General features: G+C 63.2%; 10 protein-coding genes. All 10 read left to right on the forward strand.

The genetic code is table 11. From position 1 onward, the window contains the following. The first annotated feature begins 37 nt into the window (after positions 1–37). Positions 38–1,828, forward strand: a complete 1,791-nt coding sequence (locus PYR71_RS12835; RefSeq protein WP_275619632.1) for a sensor histidine kinase — start codon at positions 38–40, stop codon at positions 1,826–1,828. Next, positions 1,825–2,274 carry an HPr kinase/phosphorylase gene (locus tag PYR71_RS12840; protein ID WP_275619633.1) on the forward strand — a complete coding sequence of 150 codons (450 nt, stop codon included), beginning with the start codon at positions 1,825–1,827 and terminating at the stop codon, positions 2,272–2,274. The genes PYR71_RS12835 and PYR71_RS12840 overlap by 4 nt, the downstream gene beginning before the upstream one ends. A 150-nt stretch (positions 2,275–2,424) precedes the next feature. Then, a complete protein-coding gene (locus PYR71_RS12845) occupies positions 2,425–2,826 on the forward strand; it encodes a PTS sugar transporter subunit IIA (protein WP_004672623.1) in 402 nt (133 codons plus the stop codon). Between the two features lie 9 nt (positions 2,827–2,835). Then, on the forward strand, positions 2,836–3,111 hold the full coding sequence (locus tag PYR71_RS12850; protein ID WP_003544133.1) for an HPr family phosphocarrier protein: 276 nt from the start codon (positions 2,836–2,838) through the stop codon (positions 3,109–3,111). Positions 3,112–3,389: 278 nt separating this feature from the next. Further along, the gene (ahcY, locus tag PYR71_RS12855; RefSeq protein WP_012482107.1) at positions 3,390–4,790 is read left to right on the forward strand and encodes an adenosylhomocysteinase; all 1,401 of its coding nucleotides are present in this window, start codon (positions 3,390–3,392) and stop codon (positions 4,788–4,790) included. A gap of 203 nt (positions 4,791–4,993) precedes the next feature. After that, positions 4,994–7,570: a sensor histidine kinase gene (locus PYR71_RS12860; RefSeq protein ID WP_275619634.1), complete on the forward strand. Its 2,577-nt coding sequence runs from the start codon at positions 4,994–4,996 to the stop codon at positions 7,568–7,570. After that, on the forward strand, positions 7,567–9,078 hold the full coding sequence (gene tsaE / locus PYR71_RS12865) for a tRNA (adenosine(37)-N6)-threonylcarbamoyltransferase complex ATPase subunit type 1 TsaE (RefSeq protein ID WP_275619635.1): 1,512 nt from the start codon (positions 7,567–7,569) through the stop codon (positions 9,076–9,078). Before PYR71_RS12860 ends, tsaE begins: the two co-directional genes overlap by 4 nt. 13 nt (positions 9,079–9,091) lie before the next feature. Further along, positions 9,092–9,823, forward strand: coding sequence for a nucleotidyltransferase family protein (locus PYR71_RS12870; RefSeq protein ID WP_275619636.1), 732 nt, complete (start codon positions 9,092–9,094; stop codon positions 9,821–9,823). A 3-nt stretch (positions 9,824–9,826) separates the two neighbouring features. Next, positions 9,827–13,021 (forward strand): double-strand break repair protein AddB, encoded by a 3,195-nt coding sequence (gene addB / locus PYR71_RS12875; protein WP_275619637.1) that lies wholly within the window; start codon positions 9,827–9,829, stop codon positions 13,019–13,021. Then, on the forward strand, positions 13,014–16,565 hold the full coding sequence (gene addA, locus PYR71_RS12880) for a double-strand break repair helicase AddA (RefSeq protein WP_275619638.1): 3,552 nt from the start codon (positions 13,014–13,016) through the stop codon (positions 16,563–16,565). The genes addB and addA overlap by 8 nt, the downstream gene beginning before the upstream one ends. Positions 16,566–16,615 lie beyond the last annotated feature (50 nt).

A 16,615-nucleotide genomic window follows, 5' to 3' on the forward strand; every position in this document is an offset into this window, starting at 1 on the left:
CCGGTTATCCGGCCCCGCCCTTCGAAAGGGCCTGTCATTGGCACAATTGGTGCAGGAAAGGGATCTGGACGATGCGGAGGGCGTGAGCACCCGTCGCGTCCGCGGCCGCCGTTGGTCGCATCCCTTCACGCTGATTCGCCGCATCTTCGGCAATGCCGTCTTTTCGAGCCTGACGCGGCGCATCGTCTTCTTCAATCTCGTCGCGCTGCTGGTGCTCGTCGGCGGCATCCTCTACCTCAACCAGTTTCGCGAAGGCCTGATCGACGCCCGCGCAGAAAGCCTGTTGACGCAGGGTGAAATCATCGCGGGGGCCGTTTCGGCCTCCGCATCGGTCGATACGAATTCGATCACCATCGATCCGCAGAAGCTGCTCGAACTGCAGGCCGGCCAGAGCATCACCCCGGTGCCGAACGACGAGGACCTGGAGTTTCCGATCGATCCCGAGAAGGTCGCCCCCGTCCTGCGCCGGCTGATCTCTCCAACGCGCACGCGCGCCCGGATCTTCGATGCCGACGCCAATCTGCTGCTCGATTCGCGTCACCTTTATTCGCGTGGCCAGGTGCTGCGCTTCGACCTGCCGCCGGTCGAGGAAGAGAAGCAGACCTGGAGCGATTGGTTCGCGACCCTGTTCAACAAGGCGCTGCAGCCCGGCAATCTGCCGCTCTATAAGGAAGCACCGGGCGGAGACGGTTCGATCTATCCCGAGGTGATGAACGCGCTGACTGGCGTGCGCGGCGCGGTCGTGCGCACCACGGAGAAGGGCGAACTCATCGTTTCCGTCGCCGTGCCGATTCAGCGCTTCCGCGCCGTGCTTGGCGTGCTGCTCTTATCGACGCAGGCCGGCGACATCGACAATATCGTGCATGCCGAACGGCTTGCCATCATGCGGGTCTTCGGCGTGGCGACGCTTGTCAACGTGCTGCTTTCGCTGGTGCTGTCGTCGACCATCGCTAATCCGCTGCGCCGTCTTTCGGCAGCGGCCATCCGGGTGCGCCGCGGCGCCAAAACACGCGAGCAGATCCCCGACTTCTCCGCCCGCCAGGATGAAATCGGCAATCTTTCCATCGCCTTGCGCGAGATGACGACGGCGCTTTACGACCGCATCGATGCGATCGAGAGCTTTGCGGCCGATGTCAGCCACGAACTCAAGAACCCGCTGACCTCGCTGCGCAGTGCCGTCGAAACGCTGCCGCTCGCCAAATCCGAGGATTCTAAGAAACGACTGCTGGATGTCATCCAGCACGACGTGCGCCGTCTCGACCGCTTGATCAGCGATATTTCCGATGCCTCGCGTCTCGATGCCGAACTCGCACGCGTCGATGCCGGCTCCGTCGACATGGAAGTGCTGCTGCGCGACCTAATCGAAGTGTCCCGCCAGATCAGGGGCAGCAAGAAGCAGGTGGAGATCGAATATGCGATCGAGCGCAAGCCGAACATCAAGACGCGCTTCGTCGTCAACGGCCACGACCTGCGCATCGGCCAGATCATAACGAACCTGATCGAAAATGCCCGATCCTTCGTGCCTGAGAAGGGCGGCAAGATCACCGTGCGACTGATGCGCACACGGTCGCGCTGCGTCACCACCATCGAGGACAACGGTCCCGGCATCCAGGCGGAGAATATTGACCGCATCTTCGAGCGCTTCTATACGGACCGGCCGGAATCGGAAGGTTTTGGCCAGAATTCCGGCCTTGGCCTTTCGATCAGCCGGCAGATCGCCGAAGCCCATGGCGGTTCGCTGAGGGCGGAAAACATCACCGAGGGCGATAGCGGGCGCATACTCGGCGCGCGCTTCATCCTCGCCCTGCCTCTCGATGCCGCAGCATGAGCGAGGCTCCCAACATCCATGCGACAGCGATCGTCGTGGGCAGGACGGGACTCCTGTTCAGCGGGCCCTCCGGCTGGGGGAAATCGATGCTGGCTTTCACCTGCATGACCGAGGCTCGGCGTCTCGGTCTGTTCACGGCGCTGGTTGCCGACGATCAGGTGCTTCTGTCAGAAGAGGCAGGCACGGTAATCGCCACCTGCCCGCCATCGATCGCCGGGCTGATCGAACTGCGCGGCACCGGCATCGTCCGGCTGGACCATATCCCTCAGGCGGCCATGCATTATGCCGTGCTTCCGGGCAGTGCTTCCGGCGGAAACCGCGTCCCCCCCGAGGGCGAAATCGTCAGCCTTGCCGCCGGTTTTTCGCTTCCCGCGTTGCGGTTGCTCACAGGTGTGCCGTCACCGCTGGCAGTCCTAATAGCGAAAGCGCCTGATATCGGGGATTGAAGGCTTCCCGATTGATCAATCTGCCTTATATGTTTGCATTTTTATCTTGCACTTCGGCTTTTCATCGCCAAGATGTGCCCCCACCGGTGGACGTAATTGCTGCATTGCGATATCTCAGCCATCGTTTGCGTATATGGGAGCAGTAATATCATGATCGGACTTGTGCTTGTCACTCATGGCAAGCTGGCTGAAGAGTTTCGTCATGCTGTCGAGCACGTCGTCGGTCCTCAGAAATTCATCGAGACGGTCTGTATTGGCCCCGAAGACGACATGGACCAGAGACGACAGGACATTCTGCAAGCCGTTTCCGGCGCCGATGATGGCCATGGCGTCGTCATCCTGACCGACATGTTCGGCGGCACGCCGTCCAACCTCGCCATATCAGTCATGAGCAGCGGCCATACCGAAGTTATCGCCGGCGTCAACCTGCCGATGCTGATCAAGCTCGCAGGGGTGCGCGGCGAGAACAACATGGAGAAGGCGCTGGTCGAGGCTTCCGAAGCCGGGCGGAAATATATCAATGTCGCGAGCCGTGTGCTCAGCGGAAAATAACGGCGCTTCATGACATCGCTTTCCCGGGAACTCCTCATCATCAACAAGCGCGGCCTTCACGCACGCGCTTCGGCCAAGTTCGTTCAGATGGTCGAGACCTTCGATGCCGCCATCACCGTCTCCAAGGACGGAATGACGGTCGGCGGCACGTCGATCATGGGCCTGATGATGCTTGCGGCAAGCCCGGGCTCCAGCGTCGTGGTCTCGGCGAGCGGCAGCCAGGCCGAGGAAGCGCTGGAGGCCTTGGACCAGTTGATCCAAAACCGGTTCGGCGAAGAGATGTGAGCATAGGCCGAGCTCATATAAACATATAAAGACTTCTTTATATGCTTATTGCCTTCCCACCAGAAGCCTGCTAAACGGCGGACATGCCGTGCGCTGAAGCGTGTCGCATCGAACACTGGTTCATGCGATGCGGTTTGGCTCTTTGGTGTTGTGCATCTCGCGATCCCGGAACTGCTGCACATATCCGGGCGATATGCATCGGCACGCGGCCTATCCGTCGCGCGGTCATCTTTCCGCCTGCGCCAATTTTTGAGACGTTTTTCAGCCTGGAGACCTCTATGAGCACTGAAAAAGATTATGTCGTCGCCGATATCGGGCTTGCGGATTTTGGCCGCAAGGAAATTACGATCGCCGAAACCGAAATGCCGGGGTTGATGTCCTGCCGCGCCGAATTCGGCGATGCAAAGCCGCTGAAGGGCGCGCGCATCACCGGTTCGCTGCACATGACCATCCAGACGGCCGTGCTCATCGAAACGCTAGTGGCCCTCGGCGCCGAAGTCCGCTGGGCCTCGTGCAACATCTTCTCGACGCAGGACCATGCCGCTGCCGCGATCGCCGCTGCCGGTGTTCCCGTTTTCGCCATCAAGGGCGAGTCGCTCGAGGACTATTGGGTTTACACCGACAAGATCTTCCAGTGGGCCGATGGCGGCCTTTCCAACATGATCCTCGATGACGGCGGCGATGCCACCATGTATATCCTGCTCGGCGCCCGCGCCGAAGCCGGCGAGGACGTATTGTCCCATCCGCATTCTGAGGAAGAGGAAATCCTCTTCGCACAGATCAAGAAGCGCCTTGCCGCTTCGCCGGGCTGGTTCACCAAGCAGCGCGATGCGATCAAGGGCGTTACCGAAGAAACCACGACCGGCGTCAACCGTCTGTACCAGCTTAGCCAGAAGGGCCTGCTGCCCTTCCCGGCGATCAACGTCAACGATTCCGTCACCAAGTCGAAGTTCGACAACAAGTACGGCTGCAAGGAATCACTCGTCGACGGCATTCGCCGCGGCACCGACGTGATGATGGCCGGCAAGGTCGCCGTCGTCTGCGGTTATGGTGACGTCGGCAAGGGTTCTGCCGCTTCGCTCTCCGGCGCCGGCGCCCGCGTCAAGGTCACCGAAGCCGATCCGATCTGCGCCCTGCAGGCGGCGATGGACGGCTATGAAGTCGTCCTGCTCGAGGACGTCGTTTCCTCGGCCGACATCTTCATCACCACGACCGGCAACAAGGACGTCATCCGCATCGACCATATGCGTGAGATGAAGGATATGGCGATCGTCGGCAATATCGGCCACTTCGACAACGAAATCGAAGTCGCCGCGCTGCGGAACCTCAAGTGGACCAACGTCAAGCCGCAGGTCGACCTGATCGAGTTCCCAAAGGGCAACCGCATCATCCTTCTCTCCGAAGGCCGCCTGCTCAACCTCGGCAATGCGACGGGCCATCCGTCCTTCGTCATGTCGGCTTCCTTCACCAACCAAACGCTGGCCCAGATCGAGCTCTTTACCAAGCCCGGCCAGTACGAGAACAAGGTCTACATTCTGCCGAAGCACCTCGATGAAAAGGTCGCGCGCCTGCATCTCGACAAGCTCGGTGTGAAGCTTACTCAGCTTAGCGAGGAGCAGGCTGCCTATATCGGCGTCTCGCCGAAGGGCCCGTTCAAGTCCGACCACTACAGATATTGATCTTATCATCGATATCCACAAGATGTAGAAGCCGCGGCATTGACAAATGCCGCGGCTTATTTTTTGGCCGCTCCCTTCCCGCAGATTCCCTTCCGAAGTATTGTTTTAAGACTTGATTCGTGGCGCCGGACCCCGTCCGACCGCTCCGAAAATGGGATGTCTTGTCGTAATGCGGCACATTGAAGGACGGAGACATACCGCGGATGTCGGAATTGAAAAACAGCCTGCCCGGTCAGGCGGACGACGGCGCTCGCGCCCATCGCCGTGCGGGCCAAGACCATAAATCTGCAACGGCACACGAGGCCGCAAAGCAAGAGCATGGATCATTGGTGCGCTTCTTGAAAACCTGCGCGGCCGGCACGGCGCTTGCCGCGCTGGCGCGGCCGGTTCTGGCCCAGGGCGAGCAACAAGCGGCAGCCTCGGCTCACCTCTTCACCTCCTCGCAGGTCATCGGCGTTTCCGTCGTCATCGGCGTCATATCGGCGGCACTGCTTTCGACGCTCTGGCTGGTGCGCCAGCGCGGCAATCTGGAAAACGAGAGCCGGGAAATCCGCTCGGCGCTCTCAGACGCCCAGCAACGCATTTCACAATATCAGGCCCTGATCGCCGATAAGAACCGGCGGATCGTCATCTGGGACGGCAATGCCCGTCCTGAATTGCTCGGCCAGCTTCCGCCGGAGACCGGCGCGCCGCAGGATGGCGAATTCCTGGCCTTCGGCCTCTGGCTGAAATCACGCTCAGCCTCTGACCTGGAAAAGGCGATCGACCGGCTGCGCGACGAGGCGCAGAGCTTCGACATGGTGGTCGAGACCATCCGCGACGAGGTCCTCGAGGCCCAGGGCCGGGTGTCCGGCGGACGCGCGTTCGTCCGCTTTGTCGCGCTCAATAATCTGCGCGCCGAGCTTGCCGAACTCAGGATCGAGCGCGACCGGCTGATGACCTCGATCTCGGCCTTCCAGACCATGCTCGACGCGATCGACATGCCGGCCTGGCAACGCGATCCGGCGGGTCGCCTGACCTGGGTCAACCAGGCCTATGGCGACGCGGTCGAGGCGCGCTCGCCGCAGCAGGCGATCAATGAAGGCCGCGAAATGCTGACGACCGTAGCGCGCGAACGCATCCGCGCGACGACGACGCCGGAATCGCCGTTCCACGACACGATCTCGACGGTCGTCCATGGCAACCGTACATTCTTCGATGTCGTCGACGTCACGCTTCCCGGTGGCTCGGCCGGGATCGCAATCGACGTGTCCGATATCGAGGCGGTGCGCGCCGAGCTGGACCGGACGCTGAAGAGCCATGCCGAGACGCTCGACCATCTCGCCACGCCCGTCGCCATCTTCGACGGCGAGCGCCGGCTGCAATTCTACAACCAGGCCTTCGTGGCGCTCTGGGAGCTCGATATCGCCTTTCTCGAAGGCCGGCCAGACAATAGCGAACTGCTCGAGCGCCTGCGGGCGGCCAAGAAGCTGCCGGACCAGCTCAGCTGGAAAAGCTGGAAGGAAGCGGCACTTTCGGTCTATCGCGCGCTCAATACGCAATCGGACCTCTGGCACCTGCCCAACGGTCAGACGCTGCGCGTCTTCGCCACCGCCCATCCGCAGGGCGGCGCCACCTGGGTCTTCGAAAATCTGACGGAACAGGTCGATCTCGAAATGCGCTACAACACGCTGGTCAAGGTGCAGGGCGAAACGATCGACCACCTTTCCGAAGGTGTGGCTGTGTTCGGCCCGGATGGACGCATCCGCCTGTCCAACCCCGCCTTCCGAGCGCTCTGGGGGATCACCGAAGCCGAGGCAAAGCCCGGCACCCATATCCGGGCGCTCGGCGAGGCCTGCGCCCCCTCCTATGACCGCCCGGACGGCTGGAAGACCTTCACGGAACTGATCACCAGCTTCGACGACGAGCGCCGCTCGGGCCAGGGGACGCTCGAACTGTTCTCCGGCCTCGTGCTCGACTACGCCGTCATCCCGCTGCCGAACGCGCAGACCATGCTGACCTTCGTCAATATGACGGACAGCGTGCGGGCCGAGCGGGCGCTGACCGAAAAGAACGAGGCGCTGCGCAAGGCGGACGAGTTGAAGAACGACTTCGTTCAGCACGTTTCCTATGAATTGCGCTCGCCGCTGACCAACATCATCGGCTTCACCGACCTGCTCCGCACGCAGGGTGTGGGGCCGCTGAACGAGCGGCAGGCCGAATATATCGACCATATCTCCACCTCGTCCTCGGTTCTGCTGACGCTCGTCAACGATATTCTCGACCTTGCGACCGTCGATGCCGGGATCATGCGCCTCAACTATGCGGAAATCGATCTCAACGACCTGCTCGACGACGTCTCGATGCAGATCGCCGATCGGCTGCAGGAAAGCGGCGTGGCGCTCGAAATTACCGCGCCTGCCTATCTCGGCTCGATCGTCGCCGATCCGCAGCGGCTGAAGCAGATCCTGCTCAAGCTTCTCTCCAACGCGGCGAATTTCTCGCCGGAGGGCAGCTCAATTTCGCTGGAATGCCAACGCGAAGGCACGGATTTCGTCTTCTCCGTCCGCGATCGCGGCCCCGGCATCTCGCCCGACATGATCGCGACCGTGTTCGACCGGTTCGCGACGGGCGCTAAAAGTGGAAAACGCGGCGGTGCCGGCCTCGGTCTTTCGATCGTTGACAGTTTCGTCAGCCTGCATCACGGCGACGTGACGATCGACAGTGAGCCGGGCAAGGGCACGACGGTCGTCTGCCGTATCCCCTCGGTCGATATCCCCCATTCCGCCGCTGCCGAATGACGACGACCGATACGATCTCGCTTTTCCTGGAGGACGAGGCGGCCACCATTCGCCTCGGCGAAGACTTGGCGCTCGCCTTGAAGGCCGGCGATTGCCTCGTCCTTTCCGGTGATCTCGGTGCCGGCAAATCGTCGCTCGCCCGGGCGATTCTGCGTGCCATGGCCGATGACGATGGGCTTGAGGTCCCGAGCCCGACCTTCACGCTGGTGCAATCCTACGACCTGCGAATCCCGGTTTCGCACTTCGACCTCTATCGGCTCGGCGACGCCAGCGAATTGACGGAGCTCGGCTTCGACGAGGCGCTGGAGAACGGCATCTGCCTCGTCGAATGGCCGGAGATGGCTGACAGCGAATTGCCGGCAGAGCGCATCGCCCTGACGCTGGTGCATGAGGGCAGCGGCCGCCGGGCAACGATCGAAGCCGCCGGCCAGCAGGCCCAGCGCATCCGCCGGGTCTTCGCGATCCGCGATTTCCTCGACGGGGCCGGCTATCCCGACGCCAAACGCCGCTTCCTGACAGGCGATGCGTCGCTGCGCGCCTATGAAGCGATCTATCCGGATGCCGCTCCGCGAAAAATCCTGATGGACTGGCGCCCGCATCCCGAGGGGCCGCCGGTCTACGACGGCAAGCCATATCCCAAGGTCGCGCATCTGGCACAGAACGCCTATCCCTTCGTTGCGATTGCCGATGCACTGCGCGAACGGGGGTTTGCAGCGCCGGAGATCTACAAGGTCGACTATGAGCAGGGCATCCTGCTGATCGAAGATCTCGGCACCGAAGGCGTGCTCGATGACGCCGGCCGGCCGATCGCCGAGCGTTACCGGCAAAGCGTCGCCTGCCTTGCCCATCTTCATTCCATGCAGTTTCCGCAGGATATCCCCGTTTCCGCCGCGCACACGCATCACATTCCCGACTTCGATCGCACGGCGATGAAGATGGAAGTGCAGCTTGTGCTCGACTGGCACATCGCTTGGAAGCGCGGCTCCGCACCCTCGGACGCAGAGCGCAAGGACTATCTGGCGATCTGGGACGCGCTGATCGATGAACTCGCTGCGGCGGAAAAGAACGTGCTGCTGCGCGATTTCCACTCGCCGAATATCATCTGGCGGCCCTGGGAGTCCGGCGTCAAACGGATCGGCCTGATCGATTTCCAGGATGCCATGATCGGCCCCACGGCCTATGATCTTGCCTCGATCGTCCAGGACGCACGCGTGACGATCGAGCCGGAACTCTTCCGGCAGCTGATGAACGATTATCTCACCCTTCGCCATGCGCAGGGCGGTTTCGACGAAGCCGGATTCATGAAGGCCTGGGCGATCATGTCGGCGCAACGCAACTGCAAGCTTGCCGGTCTCTGGGTGCGGCTGCTGCAGCGGGACGGCAAGCCCGGCTATCTCAAGCATATGCCGCGGACGCTCGCCTATCTCAACGTCGCGCTCGAGCATGAGACGCTTGCCCCCTTGCGCGATTGGTGCGCAAGGGCTGGAATAGGCCAAAGCGAATCATAAATTCCGGATCAAGATGACCATCAGACAAGCCATGGTATTGGCAGCGGGTCTCGGAACCCGCATGCGCCCGATCACCGACACGATCCCGAAGCCGCTGGTGAAGATCGACGGCAAGGCCATGATCGATTATGCGCTGGACGCGCTGGTGGCGGCCGGCGTCGAACGGGCCGTCGTCAACGTTCACCACCATGCCGACCAGATGATCGATCATCTCGGCAATTATCGCGGCCTCGAGATCATCATATCCGACGAGCGGGACGGGCTGATGAATTCCGGCGGCGGGCTGGCGAAGGGACTGAGGCTGTTGGATCGAGACGATATCTTCGTCATGAATGCCGACCTCTTCTGGATCGGCGAGCAGCCGGGACGGCCGACGAACCTGCAGCGCTTAGCCGGATTTTTCGATGCCGATCAGATGGACATGGCGCTGCTTTGTGTCGGCATCGAAGATACCACAGGTCACAACGGCAAGAACGACTTCAGCCTCGCGGCCGACGGCCGGCTGAGGCGTTACCGCGACGATCCATCCAATCCCGTTGTCTATGCTGGCGCGATCGCCATGAACCCGTCGCTGTTCGACGATGCGCCACAGGATGCCTTCAATCTGAATATCTATTTCGACAAGGCGATCGCACGAGACCGGCTTTTCGGCCTGGTGCTCGATGGGCACTGGCTGACTGTCGGAACGCCGGAGGCGATCGACGAGGCGGAGGAAACGATCCGCAGGTTGCGGGCGTTCGCGTGAACCATGAGGGAGCGGCACCAGCCACGAATCCTGACGATCCCGGCGGGCCTTCCCTTCCTGAAAACCCTCGCGACGACACTCTGCGACGGCCGGTTGACGCCGCTCTTTCGGCATGACGCCGACGACCCGCTGTCGCTCGCCAGAGTAACCATCTACCTGCCGACCCGGCGTGCCGTGCGTGTGCTGCGCTCGGAATTCGTCGATCTCCTTGGCGGCCGGTCGGCGATCCTGCCGGTCATCCGCCCCCTCGGCGAAACCGACGATGACAGCGGCTATTTCGACGAGGCACTGCCGGCGACGATCGACCTCGCCCAGCCGCTGTCGAATACTGCGCGGCTGCTCGAACTGGCGCGCCTGATCCTTGCCTGGCGCAACAAACTGCCGGAGATTGTCCGCCATATTCATTCGGACTCGCCGCTGGTTGCGCCGGCAAGCCCGGCGGACGCGATCTGGCTTGCCCGCAACCTAGCCGAGCTGATCGATTCCATCGAAACCGAGGATCTCGACTGGTCGGAACTGTCGAAGCTCGATACCGGCGACTATGCCGCCTGGTGGCAACTGACCGCGGAGTTTCTGCAGATCGCCAGCGCCTTCTGGCCGGCGCGACTTTCCGAACTGGGCAAATCGTCGCTGGCGCGGCACAGAAACGCCATTCTCAGGGCCGAAGCGGCCCGGATTTCGGCGGCAAAGCCTGGCGGGCCGGTCATCATCGCCGGCTCGACGGGTTCGGTACCGGCAACCGCCGATTTGATTGCCGCCGTCGCCGATCTGCCCGAAGGCGTGATCGTGCTTCCAGGCCTCGATCTCGCCATGCCCGAAGGACATTGGCAGATGGTCGCGCCGGAACCGGCGCCGGGCCAGCATGCCAATCCCGCCAGCCGGAGCCATCCGCAATACGGGCTGTCGTCGCTGCTGAAGAGGCTGAGGCTGACACGGGCCGATGTCAGCACCCTTGACAGACCGGAGGCCGATCTTGACCGGCGCGCCGAAATCCTGTCCCGGGCGCTTGCCCCGGCAGAGGCGACCAGCGACTGGGGCACATGGAAGAGCGAGCTGCCCGCGGGAGCCCTGACTTCGGCCTTCAACAACGTTGCGCTGATCGAAGCCGCCAATGAGCGCGAGGAAGCAACCGCGATTGCCGTCGCGCTCAGACTGGCGCTGGAACGGCCGGGGCAGGACGGCGAGAGCCGGGCAGCCCTGATCACGCCGGACCGCAACCTCGCCCGTCGGGTGATGGCGGAGCTTTCCCGCTTCGGCATCCTCGCCGACGATTCGGCCGGCACGCCGCTTTCGGCCACGCCGCAAGGCACGCTTCTGCAATTGCTGCTGGAGGCGGCACTGCGGCCGGGCGATCCGGTCGCGACCGTCGCTCTGCTCAAACACCCCCTGGCCCGCTTCGGCCTTGAACGCGACATCCTGATTTCCGCCACCGAGGCGCTCGAGCTGCTGGCGCTGCGCGGCGGCGTGACGGAGGTGGATATCAGCGCGCTCGAGGTGCTGCTGACCCATCAGCTTGCCGAACAGGCCCTGGACCGGCACGCACCGCAATGGCGAAAGGCGCTTCCCGCCGACGCCGCCGAGGCCGCATACGAGCTTGCCCGCCGGATTACCCGGGCCACCGAGCCTCTCGCCGCTGCGCTCTTCCGGCACCGGCCGGAGGAGCGCGGCAAGACGGCGAGCTTCACGCTGTCCGAATGGGCCGAGCGAACCGGTCGCGCTCTCGAAGCGGTCGCGGCCGATCCGCAGGGCAATCTTGCCGATCTCTGGTCGAACGAGGCGGGGGACGCGCTTGCCTCGCTTCTCGGCGAAGTCATCGACACGGACGGGCAGATGGAGGCGGACGGGCCGCAATGGATCGACATCATGGCCGCGCTCGCCGCCGGCCATGCGGTGAAGCCTCGGGCGCTGAGCCACCCCAGGCTGTTCATCTTCGGCACGCTGGAAGCCCGGCTGCAGAGCGTCGATACACTGATCCTCGGCGGGCTGAACGAGGGCTCATGGCCCGGGCAGAGCGCCAACAATCCCTTCATTCCGCGGATGATGAAGACGGAGATCGGGCTTGAACCGCCGGAGCGGCGCATCGGCCAGCTGGCGCATGATTTCGAGATGGCGAACGGCACCCGTCACCTGATCTATTCCAGGGCGCTGCGCCAGGGTTCGACGCCGACGGTCGCCTCGCGCTGGCTGCAGCGGCTGCTGGCGCTCGGCGGGGAGGCGTTCGAAGCGGAACTCAAGGGGCGCGGCACCCGGTTCCTGCAATGGGCCGGTCTCATCGATCGTGGAGAGAGCCAGGCGCCGGCGCAGCGGCCCTCGCCGAAACCGCCGCTGACGCTGCAGCCGAAATCCTACTCCTTCAGCGAGGTCGGGCGGCTGCGCCGCGATCCCTATGCCATCTACGCCCGCCGCATCCTGCGGCTCGATCCGGTGGACGCGTTCAATCGCGACCCAGGAGCGGCCGAACGCGGTACGCTTTATCACACGATTATCGACCGGTTCATCCGCGCGGCCCATGTCGCCGGCACGCCGGAGGCGGCAGCGGCGATGGAGCAGATTCTGAGCGAGCTGTTCGACATGGAAAAGCTGCCGCCTCATATCGATGCCGTATGGCGGCCACGCTTTCGCGAAGTGGCGCGCGCCTTCCTGGAATGGGAGGCCGGACGACGGCCTGCCATTCGCCGAACGTTGACGGAGGTGCGCGGCGGCGTGGAGCTGGAGGCGATCAATATCCGCCTCAACGGCGTCGCCGACCGGATCGACATTACCGGGCCGAACGCCGCCGATATCATCGACTACAAGACCGGTTACAACCCCTCGCCGGCACAGGCACGCGCGCTTCTCGATCCACAGCTCGCGCTGGAAGCGGCCGCCTTGCGCGCCGGCGCCTTTCGCGATGCCGGCAGCCTCACGCCGCAGGATCTGCTCTATGTCCGCCTGCGTCCCGGCAACCGGTTCCAGGTCGATATGGTCAACAATGAAAACGCCGCCCGCAGCGACAAGGCGAAATCGGCGATCGACCTTGCCGAGGAATCAGTCGACCAGCTGATCAAATTCGTCAGCTTGCTGCAATCCGGCGAAAAGGGCTTTACCTCGCGGCTCATTCCGGCACAGCAATTTGATTTCGGCGGCGACTACGATCATCTCGCCCGCGTCTCCGAATGGTCAACGGCCGAGAATGAGGAAGGTGGCGGCGATGAGTGAGGCGAGCGACCTTCCTGATAGCGACGATCCCGGGGCCTGGATCGGCTGGACCACCATCCAGCAGGCGATCGCCTCCGATCCGGTGCGCTCGGCATGGGTGTCGGCCAATGCCGGTTCCGGCAAGACGCATGTCCTGACCCAGCGCGTCATCCGGCTTCTGCTCGCCGGCGCCCGGCCTTCGGCCATTCTCTGCCTCACCTACACCAAGGCCGCGGCTTCGGAAATGTCGAACCGCGTCTTCGAACGACTGGCCGACTGGGTAGTGCTTGACGATGACGATCTCAGCCGGCGGATCATTGAGATCGAAGGTACGGTACCCGACCGGATAAAACTGGCCGAGGCCCGGCGGCTGTTCGCCAAGGCGCTGGAGACGCCGGGGGGCTTAAAGATCCAGACGATCCACGCTTTTTGCGAGGCGCTGCTGCATCAGTTCCCGCTGGAGGCCAATGTCGCTGGGCATTTCTCCGTTCTCGACGATCGCGCCGCCGCGGCGCTGCTGTCCGATGCGCGCCGGGCGCTGCTGACGGCGACCGCGCCGGAAGAAGGCAGCGCTCTTGCAGAGGCTTTCGCCGCCGTGCTCAATCTCGGCGACGAATCCGGCCTGGAGAACCTGCTCGGCGACATTGTCGCCAACCGCAACGCCATCCGCCGTTTCACCGCCGCGGCCGAACAGCAGGGCGGCGTGGACGTGGTCCTGCGCAAAAGGCTCGGTCTCGCCGCCGATGACACCGAGAAAGGGATCGCGGCGCAATATTGGCCGCTGCCGGGACTTTCGAGCGGCACGCTGGAACTTTATCTGTCGCTGGCCGACCAAAAGGGCGGCGCCAAGGCGCAGGAGGTTGCCTATGGCCTTAGACTCGCCGGCCGGGAGCCGGATCAAGCCAGACGTGCCGCGATGCTCGAGAAAATTTTCCTGACGGCCAAGGGCGAGCCGAAAACGGACTCGCAGTTCCTGGTCAAGGCCATGCTTGCCGAAGCTCCGCAATTGACGGACGCCGTCGCCGCCGCCCGCGCGCATGTCGCGGCAAGCCGCGACCGGCTGAAACTGATGCGGATGCATGGCGCCACGCGGGCCGCGCTCGTGCTCGCCGACCGGCTGAACCGCGATTATGAGGAACTGAAGAAACAGCGCAGCCAACTCGATTTCGAGGACCTGATCACCCGCACCGCCGACCTGTTGACGAAGAGCGGCGTCGGTCCCTGGATCCATTACAAGCTCGACCGGGGTATCGATCATATCCTCGTCGACGAGGCGCAAGATACCAGTCCGATCCAATGGAGCGTCATCCAATCTCTCGCCGAGGATTTCTTTTCCGGCGAGAGCGCTCGGCCGATCGTGCGCACGCTGTTTGCCGTCGGCGACGAGAAACAGTCGATCTATTCCTTTCAGGGGGCGCGGCCGGAGCGTTTTTCCGAAGAGAGCGACAGGACGCGGCGGCGTGTCTCCGACAGCGGGCAGAGCTTCTCTTCCGTGCGGTTGCCGCTCTCCTTCCGCTCGACCGCCGACGTGCTCGAGGCCGTCGACGAGATCTTCAGGACATCCGACAATGCGCGCGGCCTCAGCGCCGTCGGTGAGCCGGTCGTGCATCGTTCCAGCCGCATCGGACATCCCGGCGCCGTCGATCTCTGGGAAATGGTCGCGCCGGAAGCGGTGGTGAAGGAAGAGGATTGGACGGCGCCCTTCGATGCGACGCCGGAAAGCGCGCCGGCCGCTATCCTGGCGCGGCGGATCGCCCATTCGATCGGCGCACTCGTCGGCCGCGAGACGATCATCGACAAAGGCAAGGAGCGGCTGATCGAGGCCGGCGATATCCTGGTGCTGGTGCGCAAGCGCGACGCCTTCGTCAATGCGTTGACCCGCGCCTTGAAACGTCGCGGTGACATTCCCGTCGCCGGCGCCGACAGGCTGGTGCTGACCAGCCATATCGCCGTGCAGGATCTGCTGGCACTTGGCCGCTTCCTGCTTCTGCCGCAAGACGACCTTTCGCTCGCCGCCGTGCTCAAGAGCCCGCTTTTCGATCTCTCCGAGGAGGACATCTTTGCAGCCGCGGCGCTGCGTGGCGACAATGAGAGCGTCTGGAGCCATCTCAAGAAATTTGCCGCCGACGGTAACGAGCGTTTCCGCGCGGCGGTCGAGAAACTGGAACTGTTCCTCCGACAATCGAAAATCCTGCCGGTGCATGATTTCTATGCACGCCTGCTGGGCAGCCACGGTGGACGGCGGCAGTTTCTTGCCCGCCTCGGCACCGAAGTCAGCGATATCCTCGACGAATTCCTGACCTTTACCCTCGACCATGAGAGCTCCGGCCTTCCCGGGCTGCAATCCTTCGTCTCGACGCTCGAGCTCGAAGCACCCGAAGTGAAACGCGAGCAGGACAAGGGACGCAACGAGGTCAGGATCATGACCGTGCATGCCTCAAAGGGTCTCGAAGCACCGATCGTTTTCCTGGTCGACGGCGGCTCCAAAGCCTTCACGCATACGCATCTGCCGAAGCTCCGCCTGATCGAAAACGACCCGGACGAACCGCCGATGCCTGCCTGGGTTCCCGTCGCCGACCTCGCCAATTCGCTGACACAGAACGATGCTGCGCGAATCCAGATACTGGCCGAAGAGGAGTATCGCCGGCTGCTCTATGTCGCCATGACGCGGGCCGCCGACCGGCTGGTCGTCTGCGGTTATCGCGGGGTGCGCGCCAACAACGACAGCTGGCACATGATGATTTCCACCGCACTCAGCGAAGGCCATCCGCATGTGGAGGCGGCCAGCTTCTCCGACCCCGACGGGGAATGGCCCGGCATCCGATGGCGCGTGCCGCGGGTGGAGCGGAGCTTCGAGCGCATCAACCGCAGCGAGGCGCGCGACGACGAAATCAGCCTGCCGGAGGGCCTGTTGCGACCATTGCCGCCACAGACGGAACTGCCCCGGCCCCTCAGCCCTTCCGGCGCCGGGACGATCATCGACGAAGATGAAGGAGGCCTGGTTGTCGCTTCGCCGCTCTTTTCCGAGAAGCAACGCAGCGATCGCTCGCTGGAGAAAGGCAGGCTGCTGCATCGCATGCTGCAAGCGCTTCCCGATATTCCGCCGGAGGAGCGGCCCGGTGCGGCGCAGCGTTACGGCGAACGGGCTGCCCGTTTCTGGGGGGAGGCCGAACGGCGCAAGCTGGTCGATTCGGTTCTGAAACTACTGGACGAGAAGGACTTGCAGCCCGTCCTCGGGGAGCAGGCCCGGCCTGAGGTCTCGATCATGGGGACATTGATGCTCGACGGCAGACGCTATGCCGTTTCCGGCCGCATCGACCGGCTGGCCGTGCTTGCCGATCGCGTCGTCATTCTCGATTACAAAACCAATCGGGTGCCGCCGGCGGCCGAGGAGGCCATCCCCTTCGCGCACCGGGCACAGCTGGCCATCTATCGCGAGATCCTGGCGCCGCTCTATCCCGGCAAGCGCATCGACTGCATGCTTGTGTATACCGAGAATGCCTCGCTCTACACGCTGAGCGAAAAGGCGCTCGGTTTGGCGCTTGCAGGACTCAAGACAAAGTGAAATACCGGACATTGAAAATTCGGCACCGCACCATCACATGTGGTTCAACA

This window comes from Rhizobium mulingense, assembly GCF_029194105.1.
GTDB classification, from domain to species: Bacteria; Pseudomonadota; Alphaproteobacteria; order Rhizobiales; family Rhizobiaceae; genus Rhizobium; species Rhizobium mulingense.